The 25,048-nt window shown below is 65.4% G+C and carries 22 protein-coding genes and 1 pseudogene; 13 read left to right on the forward strand and 10 right to left on the reverse strand.

Annotated elements, in window-relative coordinates:
* Window positions 1–22 precede the first annotated feature (22 nt).
* Window positions 23–820: an acyl-CoA thioesterase domain-containing protein gene (locus tag ACVW1B_RS34900; RefSeq protein ID WP_253605775.1), complete on the forward strand. Its 798-nt coding sequence runs from the start codon at window positions 23–25 to the stop codon at window positions 818–820.
* A gap of 150 nt (window positions 821–970) precedes the next feature.
* Here the strand turns inward: ACVW1B_RS34900 and ACVW1B_RS34905 are convergent, their stop codons facing one another.
* Together ACVW1B_RS34905 and ACVW1B_RS34910 are read right to left on the reverse strand one after the other, a co-directional pair.
* Complete coding sequence (locus tag ACVW1B_RS34905) at window positions 971–1,438, reverse strand: nuclear transport factor 2 family protein (RefSeq protein ID WP_253605773.1); 468 nt, start codon at window positions 1,436–1,438, stop codon at window positions 971–973.
* A gap of 178 nt (window positions 1,439–1,616) precedes the next feature.
* On the reverse strand, window positions 1,617–2,411 hold the full coding sequence (locus tag ACVW1B_RS34910; RefSeq protein WP_253605772.1) for an alpha/beta hydrolase: 795 nt from the start codon (window positions 2,409–2,411) through the stop codon (window positions 1,617–1,619).
* A 229-nt stretch (window positions 2,412–2,640) separates the two neighbouring features.
* Here ACVW1B_RS34910 and infC point away from each other — a divergent pair, with 229 nt between their 5' ends.
* From infC to rplT, 3 genes are all read left to right on the forward strand, one after another.
* Window positions 2,641–3,180, forward strand: coding sequence for a translation initiation factor IF-3 (gene infC, locus ACVW1B_RS34915; protein WP_253609842.1), 540 nt, complete (start codon window positions 2,641–2,643; stop codon window positions 3,178–3,180).
* 378 nt (window positions 3,181–3,558) lie between these two features.
* Window positions 3,559–3,759: a 50S ribosomal protein L35 gene (rpmI, locus tag ACVW1B_RS34920; protein WP_008539890.1), complete on the forward strand. Its 201-nt coding sequence runs from the start codon at window positions 3,559–3,561 to the stop codon at window positions 3,757–3,759.
* Window positions 3,760–3,833: 74 nt separating this feature from the next.
* Window positions 3,834–4,193, forward strand: coding sequence for a 50S ribosomal protein L20 (gene rplT, locus ACVW1B_RS34925; RefSeq protein ID WP_018269297.1), 360 nt, complete (start codon window positions 3,834–3,836; stop codon window positions 4,191–4,193).
* A gap of 15 nt (window positions 4,194–4,208) precedes the next feature.
* On the opposite strand, the gene ACVW1B_RS34930 is transcribed toward rplT, so the two are convergent.
* A complete protein-coding gene (locus ACVW1B_RS34930) occupies window positions 4,209–4,619 on the reverse strand; it encodes a hypothetical protein (protein ID WP_057020377.1) in 411 nt (136 codons plus the stop codon).
* A gap of 207 nt (window positions 4,620–4,826) precedes the next feature.
* Between ACVW1B_RS34930 and pheS the strand changes: the two genes are divergently transcribed.
* The 4 genes from pheS to ACVW1B_RS34950 all read left to right on the forward strand — a co-directional run bounded on the left by pheS (window position 4,827) and on the right by ACVW1B_RS34950 (window position 10,453).
* Entirely contained in the window at window positions 4,827–5,909 is a 1,083-nt protein-coding gene (gene pheS / locus ACVW1B_RS34935) for a phenylalanine--tRNA ligase subunit alpha (protein WP_253605770.1), read from the forward strand.
* A gap of 163 nt (window positions 5,910–6,072) precedes the next feature.
* The gene (gene pheT / locus ACVW1B_RS34940; protein WP_253605768.1) at window positions 6,073–8,481 is read left to right on the forward strand and encodes a phenylalanine--tRNA ligase subunit beta; all 2,409 of its coding nucleotides are present in this window, start codon (window positions 6,073–6,075) and stop codon (window positions 8,479–8,481) included.
* Window positions 8,482–8,696: 215 nt separating this feature from the next.
* The gene (locus ACVW1B_RS34945) at window positions 8,697–9,473 is read left to right on the forward strand and encodes a sulfite exporter TauE/SafE family protein (RefSeq protein WP_456822775.1); all 777 of its coding nucleotides are present in this window, start codon (window positions 8,697–8,699) and stop codon (window positions 9,471–9,473) included.
* Window positions 9,474–9,508: 35 nt separating this feature from the next.
* Complete coding sequence (locus tag ACVW1B_RS34950) at window positions 9,509–10,453, forward strand: MBL fold metallo-hydrolase (protein ID WP_253605766.1); 945 nt, start codon at window positions 9,509–9,511, stop codon at window positions 10,451–10,453.
* 268 nt (window positions 10,454–10,721) lie between these two features.
* Here ACVW1B_RS34950 and ACVW1B_RS34955 read toward each other — a convergent pair whose 3' ends face one another.
* Window positions 10,722–12,131, reverse strand: coding sequence for a flavin monoamine oxidase family protein (locus ACVW1B_RS34955; RefSeq protein ID WP_253605765.1), 1,410 nt, complete (start codon window positions 12,129–12,131; stop codon window positions 10,722–10,724).
* A 199-nt stretch (window positions 12,132–12,330) separates the two neighbouring features.
* Here ACVW1B_RS34955 and ACVW1B_RS34960 point away from each other — a divergent pair, with 199 nt between their 5' ends.
* Window positions 12,331–13,212, forward strand: coding sequence for a YiiX/YebB-like N1pC/P60 family cysteine hydrolase (locus ACVW1B_RS34960; RefSeq protein WP_253605764.1), 882 nt, complete (start codon window positions 12,331–12,333; stop codon window positions 13,210–13,212).
* A gap of 3 nt (window positions 13,213–13,215) precedes the next feature.
* Here the strand turns inward: ACVW1B_RS34960 and ACVW1B_RS34965 are convergent.
* A pseudogene (locus tag ACVW1B_RS34965) lies at window positions 13,216–15,383 on the reverse strand (TonB-dependent receptor).
* A gap of 189 nt (window positions 15,384–15,572) precedes the next feature.
* Between ACVW1B_RS34965 and nikR the strand changes: the two are divergent.
* Window positions 15,573–16,010 carry a nickel-responsive transcriptional regulator NikR gene (nikR, locus tag ACVW1B_RS34970; RefSeq protein WP_225642498.1) on the forward strand — a complete coding sequence of 146 codons (438 nt, stop codon included), beginning with the start codon at window positions 15,573–15,575 and terminating at the stop codon, window positions 16,008–16,010.
* A 112-nt stretch (window positions 16,011–16,122) separates the two neighbouring features.
* On the opposite strand, the gene ACVW1B_RS34975 is transcribed toward nikR, so the two are convergent.
* Both ACVW1B_RS34975 and ACVW1B_RS34980 read right to left on the reverse strand, forming a co-directional pair.
* Complete coding sequence (locus ACVW1B_RS34975) at window positions 16,123–17,070, reverse strand: hydroxymethylglutaryl-CoA lyase (RefSeq protein WP_253605762.1); 948 nt, start codon at window positions 17,068–17,070, stop codon at window positions 16,123–16,125.
* Window positions 17,071–17,077: 7 nt separating this feature from the next.
* Window positions 17,078–18,247, reverse strand: coding sequence for a CaiB/BaiF CoA transferase family protein (locus ACVW1B_RS34980; protein ID WP_456778307.1), 1,170 nt, complete (start codon window positions 18,245–18,247; stop codon window positions 17,078–17,080).
* Window positions 18,248–18,416: 169 nt separating this feature from the next.
* On the opposite strand from ACVW1B_RS34980, the gene ACVW1B_RS34985 reads away from it, so the two are divergent.
* The 3 genes from ACVW1B_RS34985 to ACVW1B_RS34995 all read left to right on the forward strand — a co-directional run bounded on the left by ACVW1B_RS34985 (window position 18,417) and on the right by ACVW1B_RS34995 (window position 21,794).
* Window positions 18,417–19,340, forward strand: coding sequence for a LysR family transcriptional regulator (locus tag ACVW1B_RS34985; RefSeq protein ID WP_092081141.1), 924 nt, complete (start codon window positions 18,417–18,419; stop codon window positions 19,338–19,340).
* A gap of 184 nt (window positions 19,341–19,524) precedes the next feature.
* Window positions 19,525–20,937 carry an MFS transporter gene (locus ACVW1B_RS34990; RefSeq protein WP_253605760.1) on the forward strand — a complete coding sequence of 471 codons (1,413 nt, stop codon included), beginning with the start codon at window positions 19,525–19,527 and terminating at the stop codon, window positions 20,935–20,937.
* 104 nt (window positions 20,938–21,041) lie between these two features.
* Window positions 21,042–21,794 (forward strand): sulfate transporter family protein, encoded by a 753-nt coding sequence (locus ACVW1B_RS34995; protein ID WP_057020368.1) that lies wholly within the window; start codon window positions 21,042–21,044, stop codon window positions 21,792–21,794.
* Here the strand turns inward: ACVW1B_RS34995 and ACVW1B_RS35000 are convergent.
* The 3 genes from ACVW1B_RS35000 to ACVW1B_RS35010 are packed head-to-tail and all read right to left on the reverse strand — an operon-like array spanning window position 21,791 to window position 24,914.
* On the reverse strand, window positions 21,791–23,293 hold the full coding sequence (locus ACVW1B_RS35000) for a DHA2 family efflux MFS transporter permease subunit (protein ID WP_310880949.1): 1,503 nt from the start codon (window positions 23,291–23,293) through the stop codon (window positions 21,791–21,793). The genes ACVW1B_RS34995 and ACVW1B_RS35000 overlap by 4 nt on opposite strands.
* 59 nt (window positions 23,294–23,352) lie before the next feature.
* Entirely contained in the window at window positions 23,353–23,865 is a 513-nt protein-coding gene (locus tag ACVW1B_RS35005) for an isoprenylcysteine carboxyl methyltransferase family protein (RefSeq protein WP_253605759.1), read from the reverse strand.
* Window positions 23,862–24,914 (reverse strand): type III polyketide synthase, encoded by a 1,053-nt coding sequence (locus ACVW1B_RS35010; RefSeq protein ID WP_253609840.1) that lies wholly within the window; start codon window positions 24,912–24,914, stop codon window positions 23,862–23,864. The genes ACVW1B_RS35005 and ACVW1B_RS35010 overlap by 4 nt, the downstream gene beginning before the upstream one ends.
* Window positions 24,915–25,048 lie beyond the last annotated feature (134 nt).

Raw genomic sequence — 25,048 nt, forward strand, 5'->3', positions numbered from 1 at the left:
ATTCCCGTCATGGTCGTACGCCATGACAAACCAGCCCTTCTTCACCAGGCACGGCGACGGCTTCATGCCGACATCCGTTGCGAACGGACCGTGGAGTCCGGAATCCCTGCACGGCCGCGTCGTGATCGGCCTGCTCGCCTTCGTCATCGAGGAGCGCCACGGCTCCGACGAGTTCGTCCCGGCGCGGCTGACAATCGACATGTTCCGGCTGCCCAACATCACGACGCCGATCGAGGTGACGACAAGGCTCGTGCGCGACGGCATGCGCATCAAGATGATCGAGGCCGAGTTTGTCTCCGGTGGCACCAGCATGGCGCGCGCCTCCTGCCAATTGTTGCGCAGGACGGAAAATGCGCCCGGCAATGTGTGGTCGCCGCCGAACTGGCAGGTGCCGGCGCCATCGGACATTCCGAAGCCGACCGATCCGAGGCTCGGCATGAACGGCAAATGGGAGACGCGGCCGATCGTCGGCCATATGGGCTCGCTCGGCGAGCGCCGGCTCTGGATGAGCGAGGTGCGCGAGCTCGTCGCGGGCGTGAAGATGACGCCGTTCGTCCATGTCGCGACCGGCGCGGATTTCGCCAGCCCCTTCGCCAATGCCGGCGACCAGGGGCTCGGCTACATCAACAGCGACGTCACGATCTATCTGCATCGCTTGCCGGTGACCAACTGGATCGGCTTCGAGGTCGTCAACCATCACGCCACCGACGGCATCGCGATCGGCGAATGCTGGCTCTATGACGAGAAGGGTCCGATCGGCACCTCCACGGTGGCGGCGCTCGCCCAGCGCAAGCCGATGACCAATCCGCCACCGCCATGATTGTCATTCCCCGGTGCGCAATTGCGCACCTGAGGGCGATGCGCAGCATCGAACCCGGAATCCATCGGGCCGTAAAGACCAACGGAGAAATGGATTCCGGGTTCGCGCTTCGCGCGCCCCGGAATGACGACGGGGGGATTGAGGCTTAGACTAAGCCAGATGCCGCTGCATCTCCGGCCGCGCTTTCAGCTCCGCGCCCTGCTTGCCGACGATCTTGGCGATCCGCTCCGGCGCGAAGTTCAAATCGACGAAGGCCGGCGCGGTGTTGGCGACCTCGTGGTACTCCGTGATCTTGCCGTCGCGCAGCCGCATGATCGCGACGCCCTCGAACATCGCACGCGCGCCCTTGGCTTCCGGCAAGGTCGAGCGGTAGCTGAACGTGTAGCGCGCGTAGAGCGTCGTGCCATCGCTCACGGGATCATGCATCACCCAGCGGAAATCGGTCGCGGTCCGGTAGAACCAGTCGTCGATCATCTCGGCGATTTTGCCGTGGCCCTTGAAGGCACCGTAAAACACGTCGTGATAGACGCCGTCCTCGGTGAAGAGATTTGCAAAGGCCTTGCCGTTGCGCTGTTCGACCGCGTCGCAGAACGCGCGCAGCATTGTCGTGGTGTCCATTGGTATTCTCTCCCGGCTCCTCGCTTCTTCTTCCCTCTCCCCTTGTGGGAGAGGGTGGATCGAATGAGCGAGAGCTCATTCGAGACGGGTGAGGGGTCTGTGTCCGCGGAGAGAACCCCTCATCCGGCGCGGACATCGTCCGCGCCACCTTCTCCCACAAGGGGAGAAGGAAAAAAGCTTAGCCGATCTCCGCCACCGCGGCGATGATGCGGGCGATGTCCTGCGGACGCGACAAGCGATGGTCGCCGTCCTGGATCATGGTGAGCACGACGTCCTCGGCCGGCAGGCGGTGCACCAGCGCGAAGGCGTGCTTCCACGGCACGTCGGGATCCTGCGCGCCCTGCAGGATGCGCACCGGGCAGCCGACGTCGATCTTGCTTCCGAGCAGCAAATGATTGCGGCCCTCTTCGATCAGGTTGCGGGTGATCGGATAGGGCGTGCCGTCGCCATATTCGGACGGACGCAGCCACATACCCTTGGCCTCGATCTCGGCGCGGACCTCCGGCGAGAAGGCCTTCCACATCAGTTCCTCGGTGAAGTCGGGCGCCGGCGCGATCAGCACGAGGCCGGCGAGCTGTGCTTTCGCGTTCCCGCGCCGCATGATCTCGCGCGCAAGCAGCAGCGCCATCCAGCCGCCCATCGAGGACCCGATCACGACCTGCGGCCCACTGCAGAACTGCGAGAACACGGCCACGCTCTCCTCGAGCCAGCGGCCGATGGTGCCGTCGGCGAAATCGCCGCCGGATTCGCCGTGGCCGGAATAGTCGAACCTGACGCAGCCGCGGCCGTGCTCGGCCGCCCACGCATCGAGCGCGAGCGCCTTGGTGCCGGCCATGTCGGACTTGAAGCCGCCGAGCCAGAACAGCCCGGGATTGCTGCCGGCACGGGCCCGCACCGCGATCCGGCGCGCCTCGCTGCCCTCGCCGACCTCGATGAAGGCAGGTTCCTGTTCCGATGCGGCGGTTTGGCTCATGGTTCGGTCACTCGCGTGTCAGACATCTGCTTTTCAATTGTCGCGCGGCACCGGTCAACGGCTGCGACCCCTGCCTTGCGGAGCAGACGCGCCCGCTATATGTGCCGGGCGTGGCCAAAATGCCTCGCAATTGGCGGTTTTGCCGCTTAAAGAAGCGAGTTCGCTTGCCCGTTGCAGCATCTTGCTTCAAAATATCCGCCTTCCCTTTCACAACTTTGGAGAGTTACCCATTCGCCGTCCCAATAGAGCCCCGCCCACAGTCGCCAAAGAAGGGCCGCGCACCAATGACGAGATTCGCAACGCACAGATCCAGCTGATCGATGCGGAGGGTGTCAATCAGGGCACCGTCGAAACCATGGTGGCCATCAAGATGGCCATGGATGCCGGCATGGATCTCGTCGAGATTTCGCCGAATACCAGCCCTCCCGTCTGCAAGATCATGGACTACGGGAAGTACAAGTATTCCGCGCAGAAGAAGGCTGCCGAAGCTCGCAAGAAGCAGAAGGTCGTCGAGATCAAGGAGATCAAGCTCCGCCCGATGATCGACGATCACGACTATGACGTGAAGATGCGCGCGATGCAGCGCTTCTTCGAGGAAGGCGACAAGGTCAAGATCACCTTGCGCTACCGCGGTCGTGAGATGGCGCACCAGGAGATCGGCACCAAGCTGCTGGACAAGGTGAAGGCCGACGTCGCCGAATTCGCCAAGGTCGAGCAGGACGCGAAGTTCGAGGGCCGCCAGGTCGTGATGGTTCTGGCGCCACGCTAGTTCGAATTTGTCGCTTTGTTGAAATGAAATGGCCCGTCAGGCGATCTGGCGGGCTGTTTCGTTTCCGTAGCCCGGATGGAGCGCAGCACATCCGGGGGGCCGGTGCGTCCGCGGCGCGACCTGCCCCGGATTGCGCCGCGCTCCATCCGGGCTACCCGGTTCCGGCCCCGATTCCCCGCCTGAAACGTTGCAAAACCGCCGATCCTCTGTCATAAGCCGGGCCTTCGCCGCCCGGCTGATCAAGGGCTGCCGTGGCGACGGTTCGTGCAGGTTCTTTCAATTCGGAAAAAACCTTAGCACTTTCAACGCTCTAACGAGCATTTTAGCCGGCCGGACGCCTCTCGGGGCGATTTTCGTGCTGTGCGACAGGAGAGCCAAATGCCCAAGTTGAAGACCAAGTCGGGCGCTAAAAAGCGCTTCAAGGTGACCGCCACTGGCAAAGTCATGCACGCCCAGCGCGGCAAGCGCCACGGCATGATCAAGCGGACGAAGAAGCAGATTCGTCAGCTCCGCGGCACCCGCGTGCTGTTCAAGACCGACGGCGACAACGTCAAGAAGTACTTCTTGCCGAACGCCTGATCGCACCGATCGCTTGAACCCTCGCCGCGACTGCGCGGCGCCCCGTCACCTCTTCCAGATCAAGGATTTCCGTCATGTCTCGCGTCAAACGCGGTGTGACCGCTCACGCCAAGCACAAGAAAGTCTACAAGGCCGCCAAGGGCTATTACGGCCGCCGCAAGAACACCATCCGCGTCGCCAAGCAGGCCGTCGAAAAGGCCGGCCAGTACGCCTTCCGCGACCGCAAGCGCAAGAAGCGCACCTTCCGCGCGCTCTGGATCCAGCGCATCAACGCCGCGGTCCGTCCGTTCGGCATGACCTACAGCGTGTTTATCAACGGCCTCTCCAAGTCGGGCGTCGTCGTCGACCGCAAGGTGCTGTCGGATCTCGCGATCCACGAGCCGGTTGCGTTCCAGGCGATCGCCGAGAAGGCCAAGGCCGCGCTGGCCGCCTGATCCTAGCGGGCGGCCCTAACGCGATTTGGGGCCCGCCTTCAGCGCCTTCTGCGAATAGCGCTGGGCGACGATCGCCCGGCAGAACGCCGTGAACGAGCGGTACATGGTGCCGCTTTCGTGGTCGTATTTGTGGTCGCAGCGCTTGAGCTGGCCGGCATAGGCCTTCTTCTGCGACGCTCCGAGGCCGGACAGGAAGTCCCCCTCGCACCTCTTCTCGACCACGGCGCCGAACTGGACGTCTCCGCTGGCGCCGTATTCGCACGCCTCGAAGATCTTCATCGCGCGGTTGCAGCTCGGCGCCTTCTGAAGCTCCGCGATGATGTCGTCCATCTGGGTCGATTTGGCGGGACATTCCTCGGTCGCGGCATGCGCCGTGGTGAGCATCAACAGCACCGCCGGCACGGCCAGGCAAGATCGCAGCAACATCGCGTGGGCCTCCTTGAACTCCCCTTGGGTAGCCCGGCCTCCGCGCGGGGTTCAATGCTGCCGGCCATCGGCCCGAAATGACCGGCTTTTTGCTTGACGTTACCGCCTTCGGGCGGCGACAACCCAGCCGAATTTTGGCGCATGGTACCGGTTCGGGCAGCGGTTCTTCCCACCGGATCATGCTCCGCTCAAGCGCAGGAATTGACCGTGTCCGACCTCGCAACGCTCGAACAATCCATCCTCGACCAGATCGCCTCAGCCGCTGACGAGGCCGCCCTCGAGGCGGTCCGCGTCTCGGCGCTCGGCAAGAAGGGCTCGATCTCGGCCTTGCTCGCCACCCTCGGCAAGATGTCGCCGGACGAGCGCAAGACCGAAGGCGCCAAGATCAACCTCGCCAAGGATGCGGTGACGCAGGCGCTCGCGGCCAGGCGCGACGTGCTGAAAGCGGCCGCGCTCGATGCGCGCCTCGCCGCCGAGACCATCGACGTCACGCTGCCGCTGCGCGAGGCGCCGGCGGAGACCGGCCGCATCCATCCGCTGAGCCAGGTCTGGGACGAGCTCACCACGATCTTCGCCGACATGGGCTTTGCGGTCGCCGAAGGTCCCGACATCGAAACCGACGACTACAACTTCACCAAGCTGAACTTCCCCGAAGGCCATCCGGCGCGCGAGATGCACGACACCTTCTTCTTCAACCCGAAGGAGGACGGCTCGCGCATGCTGCTGCGGACCCACACCTCGCCGGTGCAGGTGCGCACCATGCTGACCCAGCAGCCGCCGATCCGCGTGATCTGCCCGGGCCGCACCTATCGCATCGATTCCGACGCGACGCACACGCCGCAATTCCATCAGGTCGAGGGCCTCGTGATCGACAAGGGTTCGCATCTCGGCCACCTCAAATGGATCCTGCACGAGTTCTGCAAGGCGTTCTTCGAGGTCGACCACATCAACATGCGGTTCCGGCCGTCGTTCTTCCCGTTCACCGAGCCGTCGCTCGAGGTCGACATCCAGTGCCGCCGCGACAAGGGCGAGATCCGCTTCGGCGAGGGCGAGGACTGGCTGGAGATTCTCGGCTGCGGCATGGTGCACCCCAACGTGCTGCGCGCCTGCGGCCTCGATCCCGACGTCTACCAGGGTTTTGCCTGGGGCATGGGCATCGACCGCATCGCGATGCTGAAATACGGCATCGCCGACCTGCGCCAATTGTTCGACAGCGACGTGCGCTGGCTCAGCCACTACGGCTTCAAGCCGCTCGACATCCCGTCGATCGCGGGAGGGCTGAGTACGTGAGTCAGGTTCTCCTTGACCTACGTCGCGCTCTCTCCGACAGCGCAACGTCCTTCCGAGCAAGTGGCTTACGCCTCTCCCCAATCCTCCCCCGCAAAGGGGGAGGGAGCCCTGCCGCCGTCGCAAGCACGCTAGTCAACACCAACAAGAACCGAGGCATGCAGCCGTGAAGTTCACCCTCTCCTGGCTGAAGGAACATCTCGAGACCGACGAGCCGCTCGACAAGCTCGCTGACAAGCTCACCATGATCGGGCTCGAGGTCGAGAACATCGAGGACAAGGCGAAGGCGCTGGCGCCGTTCACCATCGCGCGTGTGATCTCGGCCGAGCAGCATCCGAATGCCGACCGGCTGCGTGTCTGCATGGTCGACACCGGCGACGGCGGCGCGCCGGTGCAGGTGGTCTGCGGCGCGCCGAATGCGCGTGCCGGGCTGATCAGCGTGTTCTCGCCGCCCGGCACCTACATCCCCGGCAAGAACATCACCCTCGGCGTCGGCACTATCAGAGGCGTCGAGAGCCGCGGCATGCTGTGCTCGGCGGCGGAATTGCAGATCTCCGAGGATCACGACGGCATCATGGAGCTGCCGGCGGACGCGCCGCTCGGCAAGGGCTATGCCGACTGGGCCGGGCTCGGCGATCCCACCATCGAGATCAATTTGACGCCGAACCGGCAGGACTGCACCGGCGTGCACGGCATCGCGCGCGATCTGTCCGCCGCCGACATGGGCAAGTTCAAAGACCCCGGCATCAGGCCGATCAAGGGCGAATTCCCCTGCCCGGTCGAGGTGAAGGTGGAAGACGCCACGCTGTGTCCGGGCTTCGCGCTGCGGCTGGTGCGCGGCGTGAAGAACGGCCCGTCGCCGGAATGGCTGCAGAAGCGGCTGACCTCGATCGGGCTGCGCCCGATCAACGCGCTGGTCGACATCACCAACTTCATGACCTACGACCGCGCCCGCCCGCTGCACGTGTTCGACGCCAGGAAGGTGCAGGGCAACCTCACCGTCCGCCGCGCCAAGGACGGCGAGACGCTGCTCGCGCTCGACGGCCGCACCTATACGCTCGACAGCAACATCTGCGTGATCGCCGACGAGCACGGCGTCGAATCGCTCGCCGGCATCATGGGCGGCGAAGCCTCGGGCTGCGACGACAACACCACCGACGTGCTGATCGAATCGGCGCTCTGGAACGAGATCAACATCGCGCAGACCGGCCGCAAGCTCGGCATCAATTCGGACGCGCGCTATCGCTTCGAGCGCGGCGTCGATCCGGCCTTCATGGTGCCCGGGCTCGAGCTCGCGACCAAACTGGTGCTGGCGCTGTGCGGCGGCACGCCGTCCGAGAACGTCGTGGTCGGCAAGCAGTTCGGCGAGGATCGCGTCATCGACTTCCCGCTCAGTGAAGTGAAGCGCCTCGCCGGCATCGAGGTGCCGCTGGTCGAGGTGAAGCTGATCCTCACCCGGCTCGGCTTCATGCTGGCCGGCAACGGCCCCGTGGTGAAGATCGCGATCCCGTCCTGGCGCACCGACGTGCACGGCAAGGCCGACATCGTCGAGGAGATCGTGCGCATCGTCGGCGTCGACAAGGTGCCGATGACGCCGTTCGAGCGCGGCGAGGAGCCGCGCAAGCCGGTGCTGACGCCGATGCAGCTGCGCACCCGCCGTGCCAAGCGCGCGCTCGGCGTGCGCGGCATGGTGGAAGCCGTGACCTGGTCGTTCATCACCAATGACGCGGCAAAACTGTTCGGCGGCGGCCAGAGCGAGCTCGTGCTCGCCAACCCGATCGCGGCCGATCTCTCCGACATGCGGCCGAGCCTGCTGCCGGGCCTCGTTGCGGCGGTTCAGGCCAACATCAACCGCGGCTATCCCGATGTGGCGCTGTTCGAGGTCGGCCAGGTGTTCCGCGGCGACCGCCCGGAGGACCAGCTCGTGGCCGCCTCCGGCGTGCGCCATGGCTTCGCCTCGGCGAAGGGGATCGGGCGGCACTGGACCGGCTCGGCTGTGGCGGATGCGATGGATGCCAAGGCCGACGCCTTCGCCGTGCTGGCGGCCGCCGGCGCGCCGATGCAGGCGCTGCAGATCGTCCCCGGCGGTCCGGCCTGGCTGCATCCGGGACGCTCCGGCACCATCCAGATCGGCCCGCAGAACGTGCTCGGCACTTTCGGCGAGCTGCATCCGCGTGCGGCCGAGGCGCTCGGCGCCGACGGCCCGATGATCGTGTTCGAGGTGATCCTCGAGCGCATCCCGCAAGGCAAGCAGCGGGCGACGCGCGCGAAGCCGGTGCTGGAGCTCTCGGCATTCCAGCCGGTGTCGCGCGACTTCGCCTTCATCGTCGATCGCAGCGTCAAGGCGGGCGACATCGTCCGCGCGGCGCAGAATGTCGACAAGAAGCTGATCACTGATGTGACCGTGTTCGACGTCTACGAAGGCAAGGGCATCGACCCCGACAAGAAGTCGATCGCGATCGCGGTGACGATCCAGCCGCGCGAGAAGACCATGACCGACCAGGAGATCGACGCGGTCGCCGCCAAGGTCGTCGCCGATGTGACCAAGAAGACCGGCGGCACGCTGCGCGGGTGATGTGAACCACAGGCGGTCTATTGCACCGTCACCCTGAGGAGGCCGCGTAGCGGCCGTCTCGAAGGGTCGACGGCCCCGCCTGTGGCCGTGCATCCTTCGAGGCTCGCTCTGCTCGCACCTCCAGCGACAAAGGCGAAGCCTTTGCGCGGGGATGACGGGTCTGAGTAGGGGCGCTTTGAGTTGCCAGCCAGCTAGTCGAATCTCGTTATCCTTTCATGACCTCCTTCAGCCTGATCCCCTCCGACATCTCGACCAGCATCGCGCTCGCGATCTGCGCGATCGCCTTCGTGTCGGGCACGGCGCGCGGCTTCTCGGGCTTCGGCTCGGCGCTGATCTTCATGCCGCTCGCGAGCAGCGTCGCGGCGCCGCGGCTGGTGGCGGCGCTGCTGCTCATCATCGACTTCATCGCCGACACGCCGCTGCTGCCGAACGCGTGGACACATGCCGACCGCAAGGCGACCGCGGTCATGGTCGCCGGCGCGCTGGTCGGCGTTCCCATCGGCACCTATTTCCTGACCGTGCTCGAGCCTGTCACGACGCGCTGGATCATCTCCTGCTTCGTCGCGGCGCTGCTCGCACTGCTGCTGTCGGGCTGGCGCTATCACGGCAAGGAGCACGTCGCCCTCTCCGTCGGCGTCGGCGGCCTCTCCGGCTTCTGCAGCGGCCTCGCGCAAACCGGCGGCCCGCCGATCGTCGCCTACTGGCTGGGCCGCCCGATCTCGTCGGTGATCTCGCGCGCCAATATCGTGCTGTTCTTCGGCGCCTCGGACTTCTTCTCGCTGGTCAGCTACTGGTTCACCGGCTTGATCACGATCGAATCGGTCAAGTTCTCGCTGATCGTCGGCCCGATCTACGGCATCGGCGTCTGGTTCGGCGCCGCGCTGTTCGGCAAGGCGAGCGAAAAGGTGTTTCGCGCGATCTGCTACGCGCTGATCGCGGCTGCCGTCATCGTCGGCCTGCCGGCGCTTGATGGCATCCTGCGCGGCGGCTAGGGTCGCAGCATTCAAACGAGACCAGGGAGACACCGATGATCGATCGCCGCAACGCATTGAAACTGGCGCTCGGCAGCGCCGCCGTGCTCGCGGCACCGGGCGTGCGCGCGCAAACCGACAAGGCGCGGACCCGCATCGTGTTCCTCGGCACCAAGGGCGGGCCGCGCGTCGGCAACGGCGCTTCGAACCCCGCCAATCTCGTCGTCGTCAACGATACCCCGTTCGTGATCGATTGCGGCATGGGCGTCAGCCGCCAGCTCGTGCGCGCGGGCGTGCCGATCCCGCAGGTCAAGTACATCTTCATCAGCCATCATCATTCCGATCACAATCTGGAATACGGCAATCTGTTCTACAACGCCTGGGCGGCCGGCCTCTCGACGCCGATCCATTCGTTCGGCCCCAAGGGCATCGAGGCGATGACCAAAGAATATTGGGAGCTGAACAAGTTCGACGTCGAGACCCGGATCGAGGACGAAGGCCGGCCCGACCCGCGCAAGCTGCTGATCGCGAAAGACATCAGCGACGACGGCGTGGTGCTGAAGACATCGGATGTCACCGTGACCGCGTTCCGGACGCCGCACCCGCCGATCACGGATAACTTCGCCTACAAGTTCGAGACCCCGGACGGCACCATCGTGTTCTCCAGCGACACCGCCTACAACCCGAAGCTCGCCGAATTTGCCAAGGGCGTCGACGTGCTGGTGCACGAATGTCTCTACGTCCCCGCGGTCGATCGCCTGGTTGCCACGACCAAGAACGGCGCCACGCTGAAGAAGCATCTGCTCGACAGCCACACCTCGACCGAGGACGTCGGCCGCATCGCAGCCGCCGCCGGCGTGAAGACGCTGGTGCTGAGCCACTTCGTCCCCGGCGACGATCGGCAGGTCACCGACGATGACTGGACGAGGGACGTGAAGAAGAACTATTCCGGCCGCATCGTGGTGGCCAAGGATCTGATGGAGCTGAAGCTGCCGGTGTGAAAAGACAAATCATGTCGCGAGAATGCGGATTCATGACCACCTGCTGCGCAACATCCTCGGTGTCGTCCCTGCGAACTCAGGGAGCCATAACCACGAATGGTTATTGCTGAACGATGGTGGAACGACGAGTCCCGATCACAACATCTGCTGCGGCGTATGGGTCCCTGCTTTCGCAGGGACGACATCTGTTGTGCGGCAGCACTCGCCACCAATCGCCGCACACACCACGGTAAGGCCGGCCGCGCTCAACCGTCACCTCACCCGACCGTCAATTCATCGCCCCGGAGCGAGGCGACGTGCGGCGCTTGTGTTTTGCGGCGGGCGCTGCGGGCGCCGGTGTCGCTTCCTTCGCCCCGCCGATCCTGCGCAGCGCGGCGTCGGCGGCGCGCTCGCCGCTGTCCCAGGCGCCGTCGATCGTGCCCCACAGCGTCTCATGGGTGGCCTCGCCCGCGAGATACATGGCGCCGATCGGCTCGGCCAGGATCCGGCGCGAGAATTGTGCGCCGGGTGCAGCAGCCGACATCGCGCCCATAGTGAAGGGCTGTGCATTCCAGCGCGTCGCGCTGGTCTTCTTAACGGCGGCGCCGACCTCGCTGCCATAGAGCTTGGTCAGCCATTCCACCGCGAAAGCCGACATCGCCTGCTCGCCTTGCGCCGACAGGTCGCGGCCGAACGAGCCTGCGACGTCGATCGTGCACAGCGAAGAGCCTGCGATATTGCCGTAGAGCAGCGCCGTCTTGGTCGAATTGCTCTGCTCGATGATGACGTCATCGCGCGACAGCCCGAGCGGATTGCCGGGGATCTGCAGCGCGATGCGATCGTAGCTGCCGAGGCTGAGCTTGGCGGCGGCATCGAGCGCGCGCTTCGGAAGCTCCGGCGCGAATTTGATATTGCCGCTCGCAAGCACGTTGCTCGACACCGTGACGATGGCGGCACGCGCGGTGATCTTGCCGGAGGGCGTCTCGACCATGACGTCGCGATTGCTCCACAGGATACGCTGCGCCGGCGTCGACAGCGCCAGCGGCAGTCCCTCACCGAGCTTTGCGATCAGCGCGCCGAGCCCCTGCCGGCAGGCGATCGCGGTGTTGCGATCCTGCGCGCGCACCTTGTCGACGGCGGAAAGATCCTTCAGATCCTTGCCGCAGAAACTGGGCCCGAGCAGGAATTCCGCGGTGCCGGCCCAATCGCCGAGGTCCTTCGGCATCGCTGCGGCGCAGGCAATATCGGCCTTGCGCGCAGCGTCGTCGATCGCGCGATTGGCGCGCACCAGCGCCGCCAGAAACTCCTCGGTCTCGCCGGGACGGGCGTAGCGCCGGCCAATGCGAATCTTCTGCCCCGCAGGCGCCGTGACGATGTCGAGGCCCGCGGAGCGGGCCAGCCGGATCATCGGATTGGTCTCGGGATTGTGCATCCAGCGCGCGCCGCGGTCGAACGGCACGCCGAATGTCGACGCATCGGTCTGGCAGCGGCCGCCGACCTGGCCCGCCGCCTCCACCACGATCACCTTGCGGTTGGCGGCCGCGATCCGTCGCGCCGCGGCAATGCCTGCGGCACCCGCGCCGATCACGACGATGTCGGCCTCGCGCGGCGGCGGCGCAGCAAGCACCCGGCCGCCCAGCGCAGGCACCAGCGCGAAAGCTGCGGACGCCGACAGGAAATCGCGGCGGGTCACTGTCATGACATAGCTTCTGGCATGGTTTCCGGGGACTTGCGGAGAACGGGAACGCTTCGCGAACTGTGCCGCATCTCACCGACCGCAGCAACCATCATGGTAAATCAATCATGATTGATCCGCCGATGGCATGAACTAAATTGCAACAGCTTGCGACCATGATTAAGTGAAACACAAGCGGTCATAGAACCGCTGGGGGGAATCCATGGGCGTAATGCTCGATACCGTCGGTAAATGGATCGCGGGGTACCTGCAGAAGGAAGTGCCCGGTTACGAGCCGTTCACGCCGAGCGACCCGGACCATCTGCGGAGCATCATGCAGCCCGGCGACGTGCTGCTGGTCGAAGGCAACAACCGGATTTCCGGCATCATCAAATACCTCACGCAGTCGACCTGGTCGCACGCCGCGCTGTTTGTCGGACCGATCGACGGCGCGGTCGAGCCTGACGGCGAACAGCATGTGCTGATCGAGGCCAATATCGGCGAAGGCGTGACCTCCGCGCCGCTGTCGAAATATCTCGCTTACCACACCCGCCTCTGCCGTCCGGTCGGCCTGTCGTTCGAGGACCGCACCACGGTGTGCCGCTACGCCATCAACCGCATCGGCTTCGGCTACGACACCAAGAACATCGTCGATCTCGCGCGCTATCTGTTTCCGCTGCCGATCCCGCAGCGCTGGCGCCGCCGCATGATCGCGTTCGGCTCCGGCGATCCGACCAAGATCATCTGCTCGGCGCTGATCGCGCAGGCGTTCGACGCCGTGCGCTATCCGATCCTGCCCAAGATCACGCGCGCCGCCAGCCGCAAGGCGCGCCGCGAGATTCTGCATATCCGCGATTCCTCGCTCTACATGCCGCGCGACTTCGACATCTCGCCCTATTTCGAAGTCGTCAAACCCACCATCGTGCACGGTTTCGACTACACGGCCCTGCACTGGGCCGACAAGCAGAAGCCGCTCCAGGAGGTGGCGGGCGAATTCGGTGTGTTTCCAGAACGTAAGTCGCCGCCGCTTGTTCCTGAAGCGATTGACGAAGAGACGGCGCTTCCGGCTGCGGAAATGACCGCGGAAGGTCGCGCGCCGGTGTGACGATCAGAATGTTGCCGCAAGCGTCAGCCGAACGGCAAGCGGCTCGGCAGGATGCACATGCGGCGGCGGTCGGCGACGCCATCGATCGGCTCGCCCGGCAGCCGCGACAGATAGTAGTATTCGATCTGGTTGGTCTGCGCGTTGAAGAGATTGAGGACGTCGAGCTGCAGCCGCATCCCGTTGTCGAATTTGTAGCCGGCGCGGGCGTTGACGATGAATGACGACAGCGAGCGCACGCTGTCATCCTCGATCAGCGGGCGCGGGCCGAAATAGCGGGCGCGCAGGCTGCCGAACCAGCCGGTCTCGCGGCCGAAGGTGACGCCGCCGCTGGCGACCCGTGCCGCCGCACCCGGAATGAAATTGCCGGCCGGATCGACATCCGTGAAGCGGGCGCGGGTATAGGCGAGGTCGAAATCGAGGCTCACCCACGGCAGGAGCTTGTACTGGTTGGTCCACTCGACGCCGACGCGCCGGCTCGGCCGGCTCGGCTCGGTGGTGCCGGCATCGCCGACGAACAGCAGCTCGGAATCGAAATCGAGCACGAACACGGCGAGCGACGAGGTGAGGCCGTCGATCGCCCTGGTGCGAATGCCGAGCTCGGCGCCCTTCGAGCGCACCAGCAGCGGCACGCGCTCGAGCGGCGTCACCTTGTCATTGGGATCGACGGTGATGGTCGCGCCCCTGATGTCGTTGGAATGCAGGCCGAAGCCGGCATTGCCGTAGAACTCGGTCCTGGACCAGGGGCCGAGCACGATGCCGGCCTTCGGGCTCGTCATCGCCGCCCGGGCGTTGCCGGAATTCTGCGGCGTGTCGCTCAGCACATGGCCGGCGAAATAATCCTCGCGGATGCCGACCGTGGTGCGCAGCCAGTCGGTCCAGCGCGCGGTGGTATCGGCCCACAGCGCGACGCTGCCCTCCTGCACCTGGTCGTTGCGCACGGTGGACAGGATCTCGCGCTGCGCGGTCTTGAACAGGCCGACATTGATGTCGTCGTAGCGGGTCTGCACGCCGACCCGGGTCTGCGTATCGATGCCGGCGAAGCGAAGGTCGAAAGCATGGCTGGCGTCGAGGCCATAGACGGTGCGCCTGTCGGTCTGGCTGAACTGGTCGCCGTTGACGGGGTCGTCGAGGAAATAGGTGAAGTTGTTGTCAAGCTGCAGCGAGGAGCGGATCACATAGGCGTTGAGCTTGCTCTGCCCGTAGTCGCTGGACTGCGCCCAGTTGCCGGACAGGCTGAAGCGGCTGGCGGTGCCGCCATCGGTCGGATCGAGCGTGCCATAACGGCCGATCAGGCCCTGGTCGATCGCACGTTGCGCGACCTGGTCGGTCGAATTCCAGCCGTTGGAATAGGCCATCGCGGTCAGCGAGAAGCCGTCGGTCGCGGTACCCTGGCTATAGCGCAGTACGCCGTTGAGCTTGCGAATGTCGTCGGGCACGTCCCACGGGCCATTGTATTTGTTGGCCTCGAAGGCTGCGAGCAGCGTGCCATCGCCGGCCTTGGCCGAGCTGGCTGCCATCGCGCGCTGATAGCCGAAGCTGCCAACCGTCAGCTCGGCGATGCTCTTCGGCAGTCCGTTCAGATAATTGATGTCGACCGCGCCGGCGGAAGCGAAGTCGCCCTTGTCCGCGTAGTATGGACCCTTGCGGACGTCCATCGACCGGATCAGCTCCGGGATCAGGAAATTGATATCGGCATAGCCCTGGCCGTGACCGTGGGTCGGCATGTTGACCGGCATGCCGTCGATGGTGATGGCGAGGTCAGTGCCGTGATCGAGATTGAAGCCGCGCAGAAAATATTGATTGGCTTTGCCCTCGCCGGAATGCTGAGTGACGATCAGACCCGGCACCACCTCCAGAACTTCGCCGACGCGCGAGATCGGCCGCGCATTCACCTCGTCGCCGCTGATCTGCCGCGCGCTGGCGGCGGTCGGTTGCAGATCGGACGCGGACACGGTCGCCGAGCCGCCGGTGATTCCGTCGCTCGCAGCGGTGGGCTGGCTCGGTTGGAGCGCTGCGGGCTTGCGGCCGCCGCCGGCTACACGGCGCGGACGCTGGGACGGTCTGGCGTGCCTGGGTGGCCCCTGGTCCGGCAACGTTACCGTCACCGGCGGCAACTGGCCGGGCACGGTGGCGACCGTCTGCGCTTCGGCGGCCGGCGCGAATGCTGCAATGGAGGCGGCGGCGGGAAATATCCGCAATGCAGTACGACGCAACGCCCATGCCCCCGCATGATACCTGTTACAGTCACGCGACGACCGCACCAGTCCAACCAACCCCGGCAAAGCGACGCTAGCAAGCACAGTATGACGTTACAAGAAAAATGTCATACCGCCAGGCAATCGAGCCACCACGGATAATCCATGCAACGCATCACCATCACCATCGAGGATGACCTGCTCGCGGAGATCGACGCCGCCGCCGAGGCGCGCGGCTATCAGAACCGCTCCGAGATCATCCGCGATCTCGCACGCGCTGGCTTGCAGCAGAGCACGGAGAACGCGCCGTCAGGGCAGTGCGTCGCCGCATTGGTCTATGTCTACGACCACGCCGCGCGCGATCTGTCGAAGCGGCTGGTGCAGAATTTCCATGGCCATCACGACCTGTCGCTGGCGACGCTGCACGTCCATCTCGACGACGACAGCTGCATGGAGGTGACGGCGCTGAAGGGTGCCAGCAGCGAGGTCCGCCATCTCGCCGATCACGTCATCGCCGAACGCGGCGTGCGTTACGGCCGCGTCGTGATGATCCCGACCGCCCCGGACAAGAAGCCGCGCAAGCGGGGGCACGGGCACGATTGAGAGCGTGTCGTCTCGTAGCCCGGATGGAGCGCAGCGAAATCCGGGAAGCTCGGTCCGCGGGCGCGAGGCCCCGGATTGCGCTGCGCTCCATCCGGGCTACGCAATGAGTACGCTACGCCGCCCTCGCCTTGGTGCCGCGCGGCAGGCCGGCGCGGGCGAGGCCGCCATAGAGCGCCTCGTTCGGCATCTCCGATTTCAGGATCGCGCGCACCTCGACCAGGCGATCGAGATCGATGCCGGTCGGAAATCCCTTGCTCTCGCAGAGAAAGACGAGGTCCTCGAACACGACATTGCCGGTGGCGCCCGGCGCGAACGGGCAGCCGCCGAGGCCGCCGAGCGAGCCGTCGAGCACGCGGGCGCCCTCATCGAGCGCGGCGGAAGCATTCGCGATGCCCATGCCGCGGGTGTCGTGCAAATGCACGCAGACCGGCTTCGATCCCGCGATCTTCACCGCGCCCCGCGTCAGCTCGCCGACCTGCTTCGGCCCGGCATAACCCACCGTGTCCGCAATCGCGACCATGTCGACGCCGACCTCGTAGAGCTTCTCGGTGAGGCGCAGCACCTCGTTCGGATCGACGGGACCGACGATCGAGCAGCCCAGTGCCATCGAGATCGCGGCATTGACCAGGGGCTTGTGCGCGCTGGCATCGCGCAGCTCGCAAAGCCGCTTGATGTTCTCGATCGCGGATTCGCGCGAGCGGTTGGCGTTGGCCTGGCTGTGCTCCTCGGTCGCCGATATCACCGAGGCGATCTCGGCAACGCCGGTGGCCAGCGCCTCGTTGACGCCGCGCTCGTTCAGCGCCAGCGCGACGCCGTGCGCCCCGGGCAGCGCGGCGATGGAGGCGACCACGTCGCGGACATCGACGAATTGCGGGAAGGTCTTGGCCGGCAGGAACGAGCCGACCTCGAAATGGCGCACGCCGGCGGCGTATTCATCGCGCACCCAGCGCTGTTTCGCCGCGGTCGACGGGAACGTCTTCACGAGCTGCAGCCCGTCGCGCAGGCCGACCTCGCGCAGGCTCACCTTGTCGGTGGGATAGATATCGTGGACACGGGTCATGTCAGCCTCACGCAGCGTTTCCGGTTGATGAAATCTTCTGTTGTGCGAGCTCGGCGCGCACCGCTTCGGTATCGGCACCGAGCACCGGCACCTTCAGACCTTCGCCGATATTGCGGCCGTTCCATTCGAGCGGCAGCGCGGGGACGCGGAACGGCTTGCCGTCGGCGTTCACGTTGTTGACCAGCCCGCCGGGACGCAGCACATGCGGATCCCCGAGCAGATCCTCCGGCCGGTTGATCGGCGAGAAGCAGATGTTAAGCGCGTCGAGCCTCGCCGAGAGATCCGCCACGTTCCAATCCTTAACCACCGCGGCAACGCGCGGAATGATCCGGTCGCGCGCCATGATGCGGTCCGTGGTCGAGCGCAGCGTCGGATCGTCCGCGAATTCCGTGAGGCCGAACTCGCGGCAGAAGCTCTGCCAATGACCTTCGGTGACGACGCCGATGAAGATGCGATCGCCGCCGGCGGTATCGAAGATGTCGTAGATCGGCCAGGCATGCTCGCGTTCCGGCATCGAGCGCGGCTTGCGTCCGGTCATCTCGTACTCGACCATGTGCTGGGCGACCAGGAACAGGCAGTTCTCGAACAGGCCGATGCGGATGTCAGCGCCGCTCCTGTCGCCGCCGCGTTTCTGATAGAGCGCGGCGAGGATCGAGATCACACCGAACATGCCGCCCATGATGTCGTTGGCGGAGGAGCCGACGCGCTGCGGCTTGTCGCGCGTGCCGGTCATCGCGGCGAGCCCCGACATCATCTGCACGACCTCGTCGAGCGCCGGCCGATGATCATAGGGACCGGACAGAAAGCCCTTGTGGCCGGCGATGATCAGCTGCGGATATTTTTGGCGAAGCTCCTCGGCGCCGAGCCCCTGCTTGTCGAGCTGGCCGTCGCGAAAATTCTCCAGGAACACGTCGGCGCTGGCAAGCAGCCGGTGCATCGTGTCACGGTCCTCGGGCTTGGCGAAGTCGAGCACCACGCTGCGCTTGCCGCGGTTGAACAACGGAAAGAACGAGACTCCCATGCCGCCGAGCGAACGGGTCTTGTCGCCGGCGGGCGGTTCGACCTTGATCACCTCGGCGCCGAGTTGCGCCAGGATCATGCCGCAGGTCGGCCCCATCACCATGTGGGTCATCTCGACGACCCTCACGCCTTCCAGCGGCAGTCCGTTCCCGGTCATCGGTTTCTCCGTGCTCGTTGCGCTCTTGTTCTGACGCGTTTCTTCACGCGAACCGGTACCGCTTCGCTCGAAAACGCTTTGTGATCGGCGCAGGTTAGGCTTCCGCACGCTATCTGAAAAATATAATCTGTCGAATAGAGTATTCGTGGTTCTAGAACGCTGAACCCTCATGGATTCGCGCCAGCTTCGCTATTTCATCGCGGTTTACGAGCAGCGCAACCTGTCGCGGGCGGCGGATCAGGCCAACGTCGCGCAATCCGCGCTCAGCCACCACATCGCCAATCTGGAAGCTGAATTCGCCACGCCGCTGTTCGAGCGCAAGCCACGCGGCATGGAACCGACCGCGGCGGGCGAGCGGCTCTATGAACATGCCCGCATCATCCTGCGCGCGATGGCGGCGGCCGAGCGCGAGATCAAGGAAGGCGCCAGCGTGATCGCCGGCGATATCTCGATCGGCATGGCCAATTCCGGAATGAAGGCGATCGGCGTGCCGCTGATGCGCACCGTGCTGACGAAATATCCGAACCTGAAGCTGTCGCTGACCGAGAGTCTCTCCGGCGCGACGCTGCTGCATCTGCTGAGCTCCGAGGTCGACCTCGCGCTGGTCTACAATCCGCCGTCGGAAAAGGACCTGATCGCCGAGCCGGTGCTGGAGGAACAGATGTTCTGCGTCGGCACCGAGAAGCTGATCGGCAAGAAGACGCCAATTCCCTTCGAGGAGGTGACGCGGCTGCCGCTGATCCTGTTGCGGTACGGACTATCGGCGCGCGCACTGCTGGATGATCCCGTGCTGCTGAAGCGGCTCGAGGCCAATGCGATCATGCATCTCAACTCGACCAGCGGCATGATCGGCGCGCTGACCGCGGGTTTGGGCTGCACGATCGCGACGACGCATTTCGTCAGTGAGCCGTTGAAGGCACGATTGCTGGTCGCGCGCGAAGTCATCGAACCAAAACTGACCCGCACGCTCTATCTTTGCCGCTTGCGCAATCGCCCGATGACTTACGTCATGGAGGAGATGTGCCGCCTGATCCGCGCCCTGATCGCAGACCAGGTGGGCCGCGGCGCCTGGGAGGCGACGCTTCTGATCTGAAGCGCTTTCAAGCGAAGCGGGCACCGTTCGCGTGAAGCAAGCGCGTCAGAAACAGCGCCATCGAAAATATCGAACGATTCCTTCGATATGTTCGTCTGGATTTCTGGCTTCCGGCTGCCAAACATGCGCGACCGGTACGCCTTCGCAAGAAGGGCGGCCGTTGCACCATTCGGGGAGGACCATCATGAGCGCCGTCGAACTCGGCTCGGTCGCCGATCTTGCCACCACGACAAGCGGACCCGACGAGATTTCGCGACGGCTCGAGGCGCTGCCCACGTCCGGCTACGTCTGGCGGCTGGTGATCCTGCTCTCGCTCGGCGGCTGCTTCGAAATCTACGACCTGTTCTTCACCGGCTATATCGCGCCGGGCCTTGCTCGCAGCGGATTGATGACCACGACGACGCAGGCGTTCTTCGGCTTCTCCGGGATCGGCGCCTTCGTCGCGGCGACCTTCGCCGGCCTGTTCATCGGCACCTTCTGCCTCGGCTTCCTCGCCGATCGCTTCGGGCGCAAGGCGGTCTTCACCTGGTCGCTGCTGTTCTACAGCGCCGCATCGGTGATCATGGCGTGCCAGACCACACCCGGCGGCCTGCTGCTATGGCGCTTCATCGCCGGGATCGGGATCGGCATCGAGGTCATCACCATCGACGCCTACATCACCGAGCTGGTGCCGAGCTGGATGCGCGGCCGGGCGTTTGCGATCAACCAGGCGGTCATGCTTTCGGCGGTGCCGATCGTCGCCGCGCTGTCGTGGTGGCTGGTGCCGCTCTCGCCGCACGGCATCGACGGCTGGCGCTGGGTCGTGCTGATCGGCGCCGCCGCCAGCATGATCATCTGGGTGCTGCGGCTCTACGTTCCGGAAAGCCCGCTCTGGCTGGCCCGCCATGGCCGCGCCGCCGAAGCCGAGACAATCATGCGGACGCTCGAAGCCGCATCGCCGACGGCGGCGCCGCGCCCGATCGCCACGGCGGCGATGGTGCCGGCACGTGCGCCGGCCGAGACCGGCTATGCCGACCTGTTCAGGCCGCCCTACGCCTCGCTCGTCGTGCTGTTCATGATCTTCAATCTCTGCCAGGCATTCGGCGTCTACGGCTTCTCCAACTGGGTTCCGGCGCTCTTGGTGCAGAAGGGCATCAACGTCACCAAGAGCCTGCAATATTCCTTCATCATCGCCTTCGCCTATCCGCTCGCGCCGCTCTTGGCCGCGACCTTCGCCGACCGCTTGGAGCGCAAATGGATCATCTGCGGCGCGGCCGCGGCGATCTCGGTGTTCGGCCTCGCCTTCTCGCAGCTCACCGAGCCGGTGCTGCTGATCGCCAGCGGCGTGCTGGTGACGGGGGCCAACATGACGCTGTCCTACGCCTATCACGCCTACCAGACCGAGGTGTTCCCGACCGCGATCCGGGCGCGCGCCGCGGGCCTCGTCTATTCGATGAGCCGGCTCAGCGCGACCTTCTCCGGCTTCATCGTGGCGTTCATGCTGAAGGAGGCCGGCGTCGGCGGCGTGTTCGGGCTGATCACCGCGGCCATGGTCATCGTGATCATTGCTATCGGTGTCTGGGGGCCGAACGTCCGCGGCAGGCCGCTCGACGCCTAGAGCATTTCGTTCGAAAACGCTCTCACCGCGGCACAAACGGCACTTGCCGAAGCCATATTGGGTGTCTACCTCTCGCGGGTCATTTGTGCAGAGGTAGCCCAGTCATGTTAGCCGCCGCCGTCAAGGCGCTTTCGCAAATCCTGTCGCCGCCGATGCGCTCGATCCTGTGGCGCTCGATCGGGCTTGCGCTGGTGCTGATCACCGTGCTGGCGATCGGATTGCAGCGGCTGCTGAGCTGGTTTGCCGACTATGGAGAGGTCTGGGCCGAAGGCATGCTCGGCCCCAACTTCCATTCCACGCTGCACGTGCTGTCCTGGATCGTCTCGATCTCGGCGGGCCTTGGCGTCGTGCTCGGCGGCATCTTCCTGATGCCCGCGATCACCTCGCTGGTGGCGAGCCTGTTTGTCGACGACGTCGCCGACCATGTCGAGCGCGAGCATTATCCGGCCGACCATCCCGGCGTGGCGCTGCCGGTCACGCTCGCGACGATCGAGGGCGTCAAGACCGCGCTGCTGACGATCCTGGTCTATCTTGTCGCGCTGCCGTTCGTGCTGTTCGCGGGCGCGGGCTTCATCATCTTCTTCCTCGCGACCGCCTGGCTGCTCGGCCGCGAATATTTCGAGCTTGCGGCGATGCGGTTCCGCTCGCCTGATGACGCCAAGGCGATGCGCAAGGAGAACGCGGCGACAGTCTTTACAGCGGGCCTGTTCATCGCTGCCTTCGTCTCGATCCCGATCGTCAACCTGGCGACGCCGCTGTTCGGCATGGCCTTCATGGTGCACATGTACAAGCGGCTGTCGGGCCCGCGGCGCGAGCTGATCGAGCCGGCGCGGCGAACCAACGTGTCCTCGGTCTAGGTGGTATCCGGAAGCTCGGGCGGCGATGCCGGCACCCGATCGCTTGCGAAGGGCACGAGCAGCAGTCCGACGATCGCCACGCAGGCGAGCATCGCCCATGCCTCGTTCGCGGTGAGTGCGAGCGAGGCCCGTTCGACCAACGGCCGGATGAACGCCACCGTGGCGTCGTCTGGCAGACCTGGCGGGCGATCGATCAGCAACTTCGGATCGAGCCCGATCGCCTGCGCCGCGGTGACATCCCCCGCCAGCAGGCGCACGCGGAAATCTTCGCCATAGATCGGGCTTCGCCCATAGAGGATGGTATCGATCAGGGCGATCCCGATCGCGCCGCCCAGATTGCGCATCAGATTGAACAGTCCGCTGGCGTCGGCAATTTCCGCCTCCGGCAGCGCGCCCAGCGCAATGCGCGTCGGCGGCAGCAGGCAGAACATGATCGCGACGCCGCGCACGACCTGTGGCCAGAACATCTCGCCAAAATCCGCCGTGCGCGGCTGAATGGCGCTCCAGCCGAGGCCGAGCGCGAACAAGGCGAAGCCCGCGCCGGTCAACCGCCGCGCGCCGACGCGGCTCTCCAGGACCGCCGCGAGCGGCGCCGCGACGAGCTGCGCAACTCCCGTGACCAGCATGACCGTGCCGATCTCGAAGGCATCATGGCGGCGGACGAAACCGAGGAATACCGGCATCAGATAGGTCGATCCATACAGCACAATGCCGAGGCAAAAGCTCAGTGCGCAACCGATCGCGAACGGACGCCGCTTGAAAAGCGTCAATTGCGCGATCGGATCCACCGCGCGGAGCGTGCGCCGGATCAGCAGCGCCATCCCGGCAATGCTTCCGATCAGCAGGCCGAGACAAGGCATCGACGCCCAACCGCGTTGCGGCGCTTCCTTCAGACCAATCATGAAGCTTGCGAGCGTCGCTGCGAGCAGGACAAGCGACCATTTATTCAGTCTGGAGAACGCACGGAGCTGCACGCCTTCCCTCGGAAGCAGCAACGGCGTGACCGTGGCTGCCACCGTTCCCGGAACCACGTTTATCAGGAACAGCCATGGCCAGGACCATGTCTGCGTGATCCAGCCGCCGACGACGGGTCCGACGGTCGGCGCGAGCACCGCGACGACGCCGCCGATCGTGGTGGCCACCGGATGAAGCCGCGCCGGGAACAGCGTGAACACGGCGGAGAACACTGCGGGGATCAGCACGCCGCCGGAAAATCCCTGCAGCACGCGAAACGCCAGCAGCGCGGCAAAGCCGCCGCTGAGGGCGCAGCCGACCGAGGCGGCAGTGAACAGGCTCACCGCAAGCGCGAACAGCCATCGCAACGACAGCGCATGCGTGAAGAGGCCGGTCAGTGGGATCGCGATCACCTCCGCGATCAGATAGGCGGTCTGGATCCAGCTCATCGCCGCCGGCGAGATCGCTAGCGCGCGTTGGATCGTCGGCAACGAGGTTGCGACGACCTGGATGTCGAGAATCGCCATGAACATGCCGAAGCACATCAGGAGGAAGCCGGCCCAGGTCGCAGCCGATGGGCTGTCGGTTCGGTGATCCGCCTTGCTCATGGCGTGCTTGTGCGTGGCCATTCGGAAACGGTGAGCGCGCGGTTCTCGATCCGAATCCGGACCGCAAGCAGCGCGAGATTGAGGAGGGTGAAGATCAGCGCCAATCGCGGCAGGTGCAGCGCGAGGGGTAGCAGCGCGATTTCACCAACCACGACGGCGTAGTTTGGATGCGGGAAATATCGGTAGGGCCCGGATGCGACCAGTGGCGCGCCCGGCAGCACGACGATTCGCGTGGTCCATCGCGGCCCGAGCGCGGCGAGGATCCACACCCGCAAGCCTTGCAGCAGCAGAAAACCCGCCAGCGCGGCCAGATTGACGTCCTGGTCGCGGCCCCAGATCCACAGCGCGGTCAGCCAGCCGGCGTGAACCAGGACAATGAGCGGGTAGTGATTGGCGCCGACCTCGACCGCGCCCCGTGCGAGAAGCCGCTCCGTGTTGCGACGTGACAGCACGAGCTCGCCGAGACGCTGCAGCGTGACCAGCGCGAGGATGACCGACGCGAAGCTCACGCCGCGTGCCTGAGCGCAACGCAGCTGAGCGTGAAGCCCGGCCCGAGCGCCGTGAGCAGCGAGCGCGGCGGCAATCCCTTGGCGCAGGCTCGTTCGAGAACAAAGAGAACCGTCGGGCCTGACATGTTGCCGCAAGCCGCGATGACGTCGCGTTCGTGATCGAGCGTGCCCTGATCGAGCGCGAGTGCCCGCTCCAGCGCGGCGATGACCTTGGCGCCGCCGGGATGGCAGAGGAAGCGGTCGATGTCATCGGCGGTCAGCTGCATCCGCGCCAGGATTTCGGCGACGGCTGGTCCAACATGGTCGCGGACGAAATCCGGAATGGTTCGCTGAAAGACCACGCCGAATCCTTCGGGATCGACCGTCCAGCCCATGATGTCGAGCGTATCCGGCCACAGCTTTTCGCCCGTCGCCTCGATCCGAGTCGCACCACCGTCCCCGGCACGCAGCACGATCGCGGCCGCGCCATCGCCGAACAGGCTGGCCGCAACGATATTTGCCTTGGTGAGCTCGTCGTGCCGGACCGCGAGCGTGCAGAGTTCGAGCGCAACCAGCAGCACGTTCGCTCCCGGCCGCGCTTCGGCCAGCCGCGCCGCGATCGACAGGCCCGACACGCCGCCCGCGCAGCCCAGGCCGAACACCGGCACGCGCGACACATCCGTCCGCAGACCGAGCTTGCCGGCGACGCGCGCCTCCAGCGTCGGCGTGGCTATACCCGTCGAGCACACCGTGACCACGATATCGATGTCCCGGCCGGTCAGGTCGGCGCGCGCAATCGCCTTGCGGGCCACGTCGACGTACAGCGTCTCCGCGCCCTCCAGGAACGCCAGCGTTCGCTCCGGCCAGCCGCGCCGTTCGAGATACCATTCGATCGGCTTGACGCCGTAGCGATGCTGAATGCCGGTGTTGGCAAACAGGCTGGAGAGCGTCTCGAACTCGGCATAGCGGTCGGCGAGGAGATTGCGCGCGGCCTGCAGGACCTGTCCCTGATGGAATAGATGCGGTGGAACCGCCGTCGCCAGGGAAACAAGCGCGGCCGTCTGCTTCATCTCGATCATCGTGGCTCCAATTCCCCCGCTCTTGGAACCGCGCGATGAGCAAAATATTTCAACACGCCTGCGACATAGCGCGAGCGCCGCATTCACTATAAATTGACCCGATAAGTTGACCTGGCGCCGATATC

The sequence above is a fragment of the Bradyrhizobium sp. USDA 4502 genome (genome assembly GCF_054063355.1).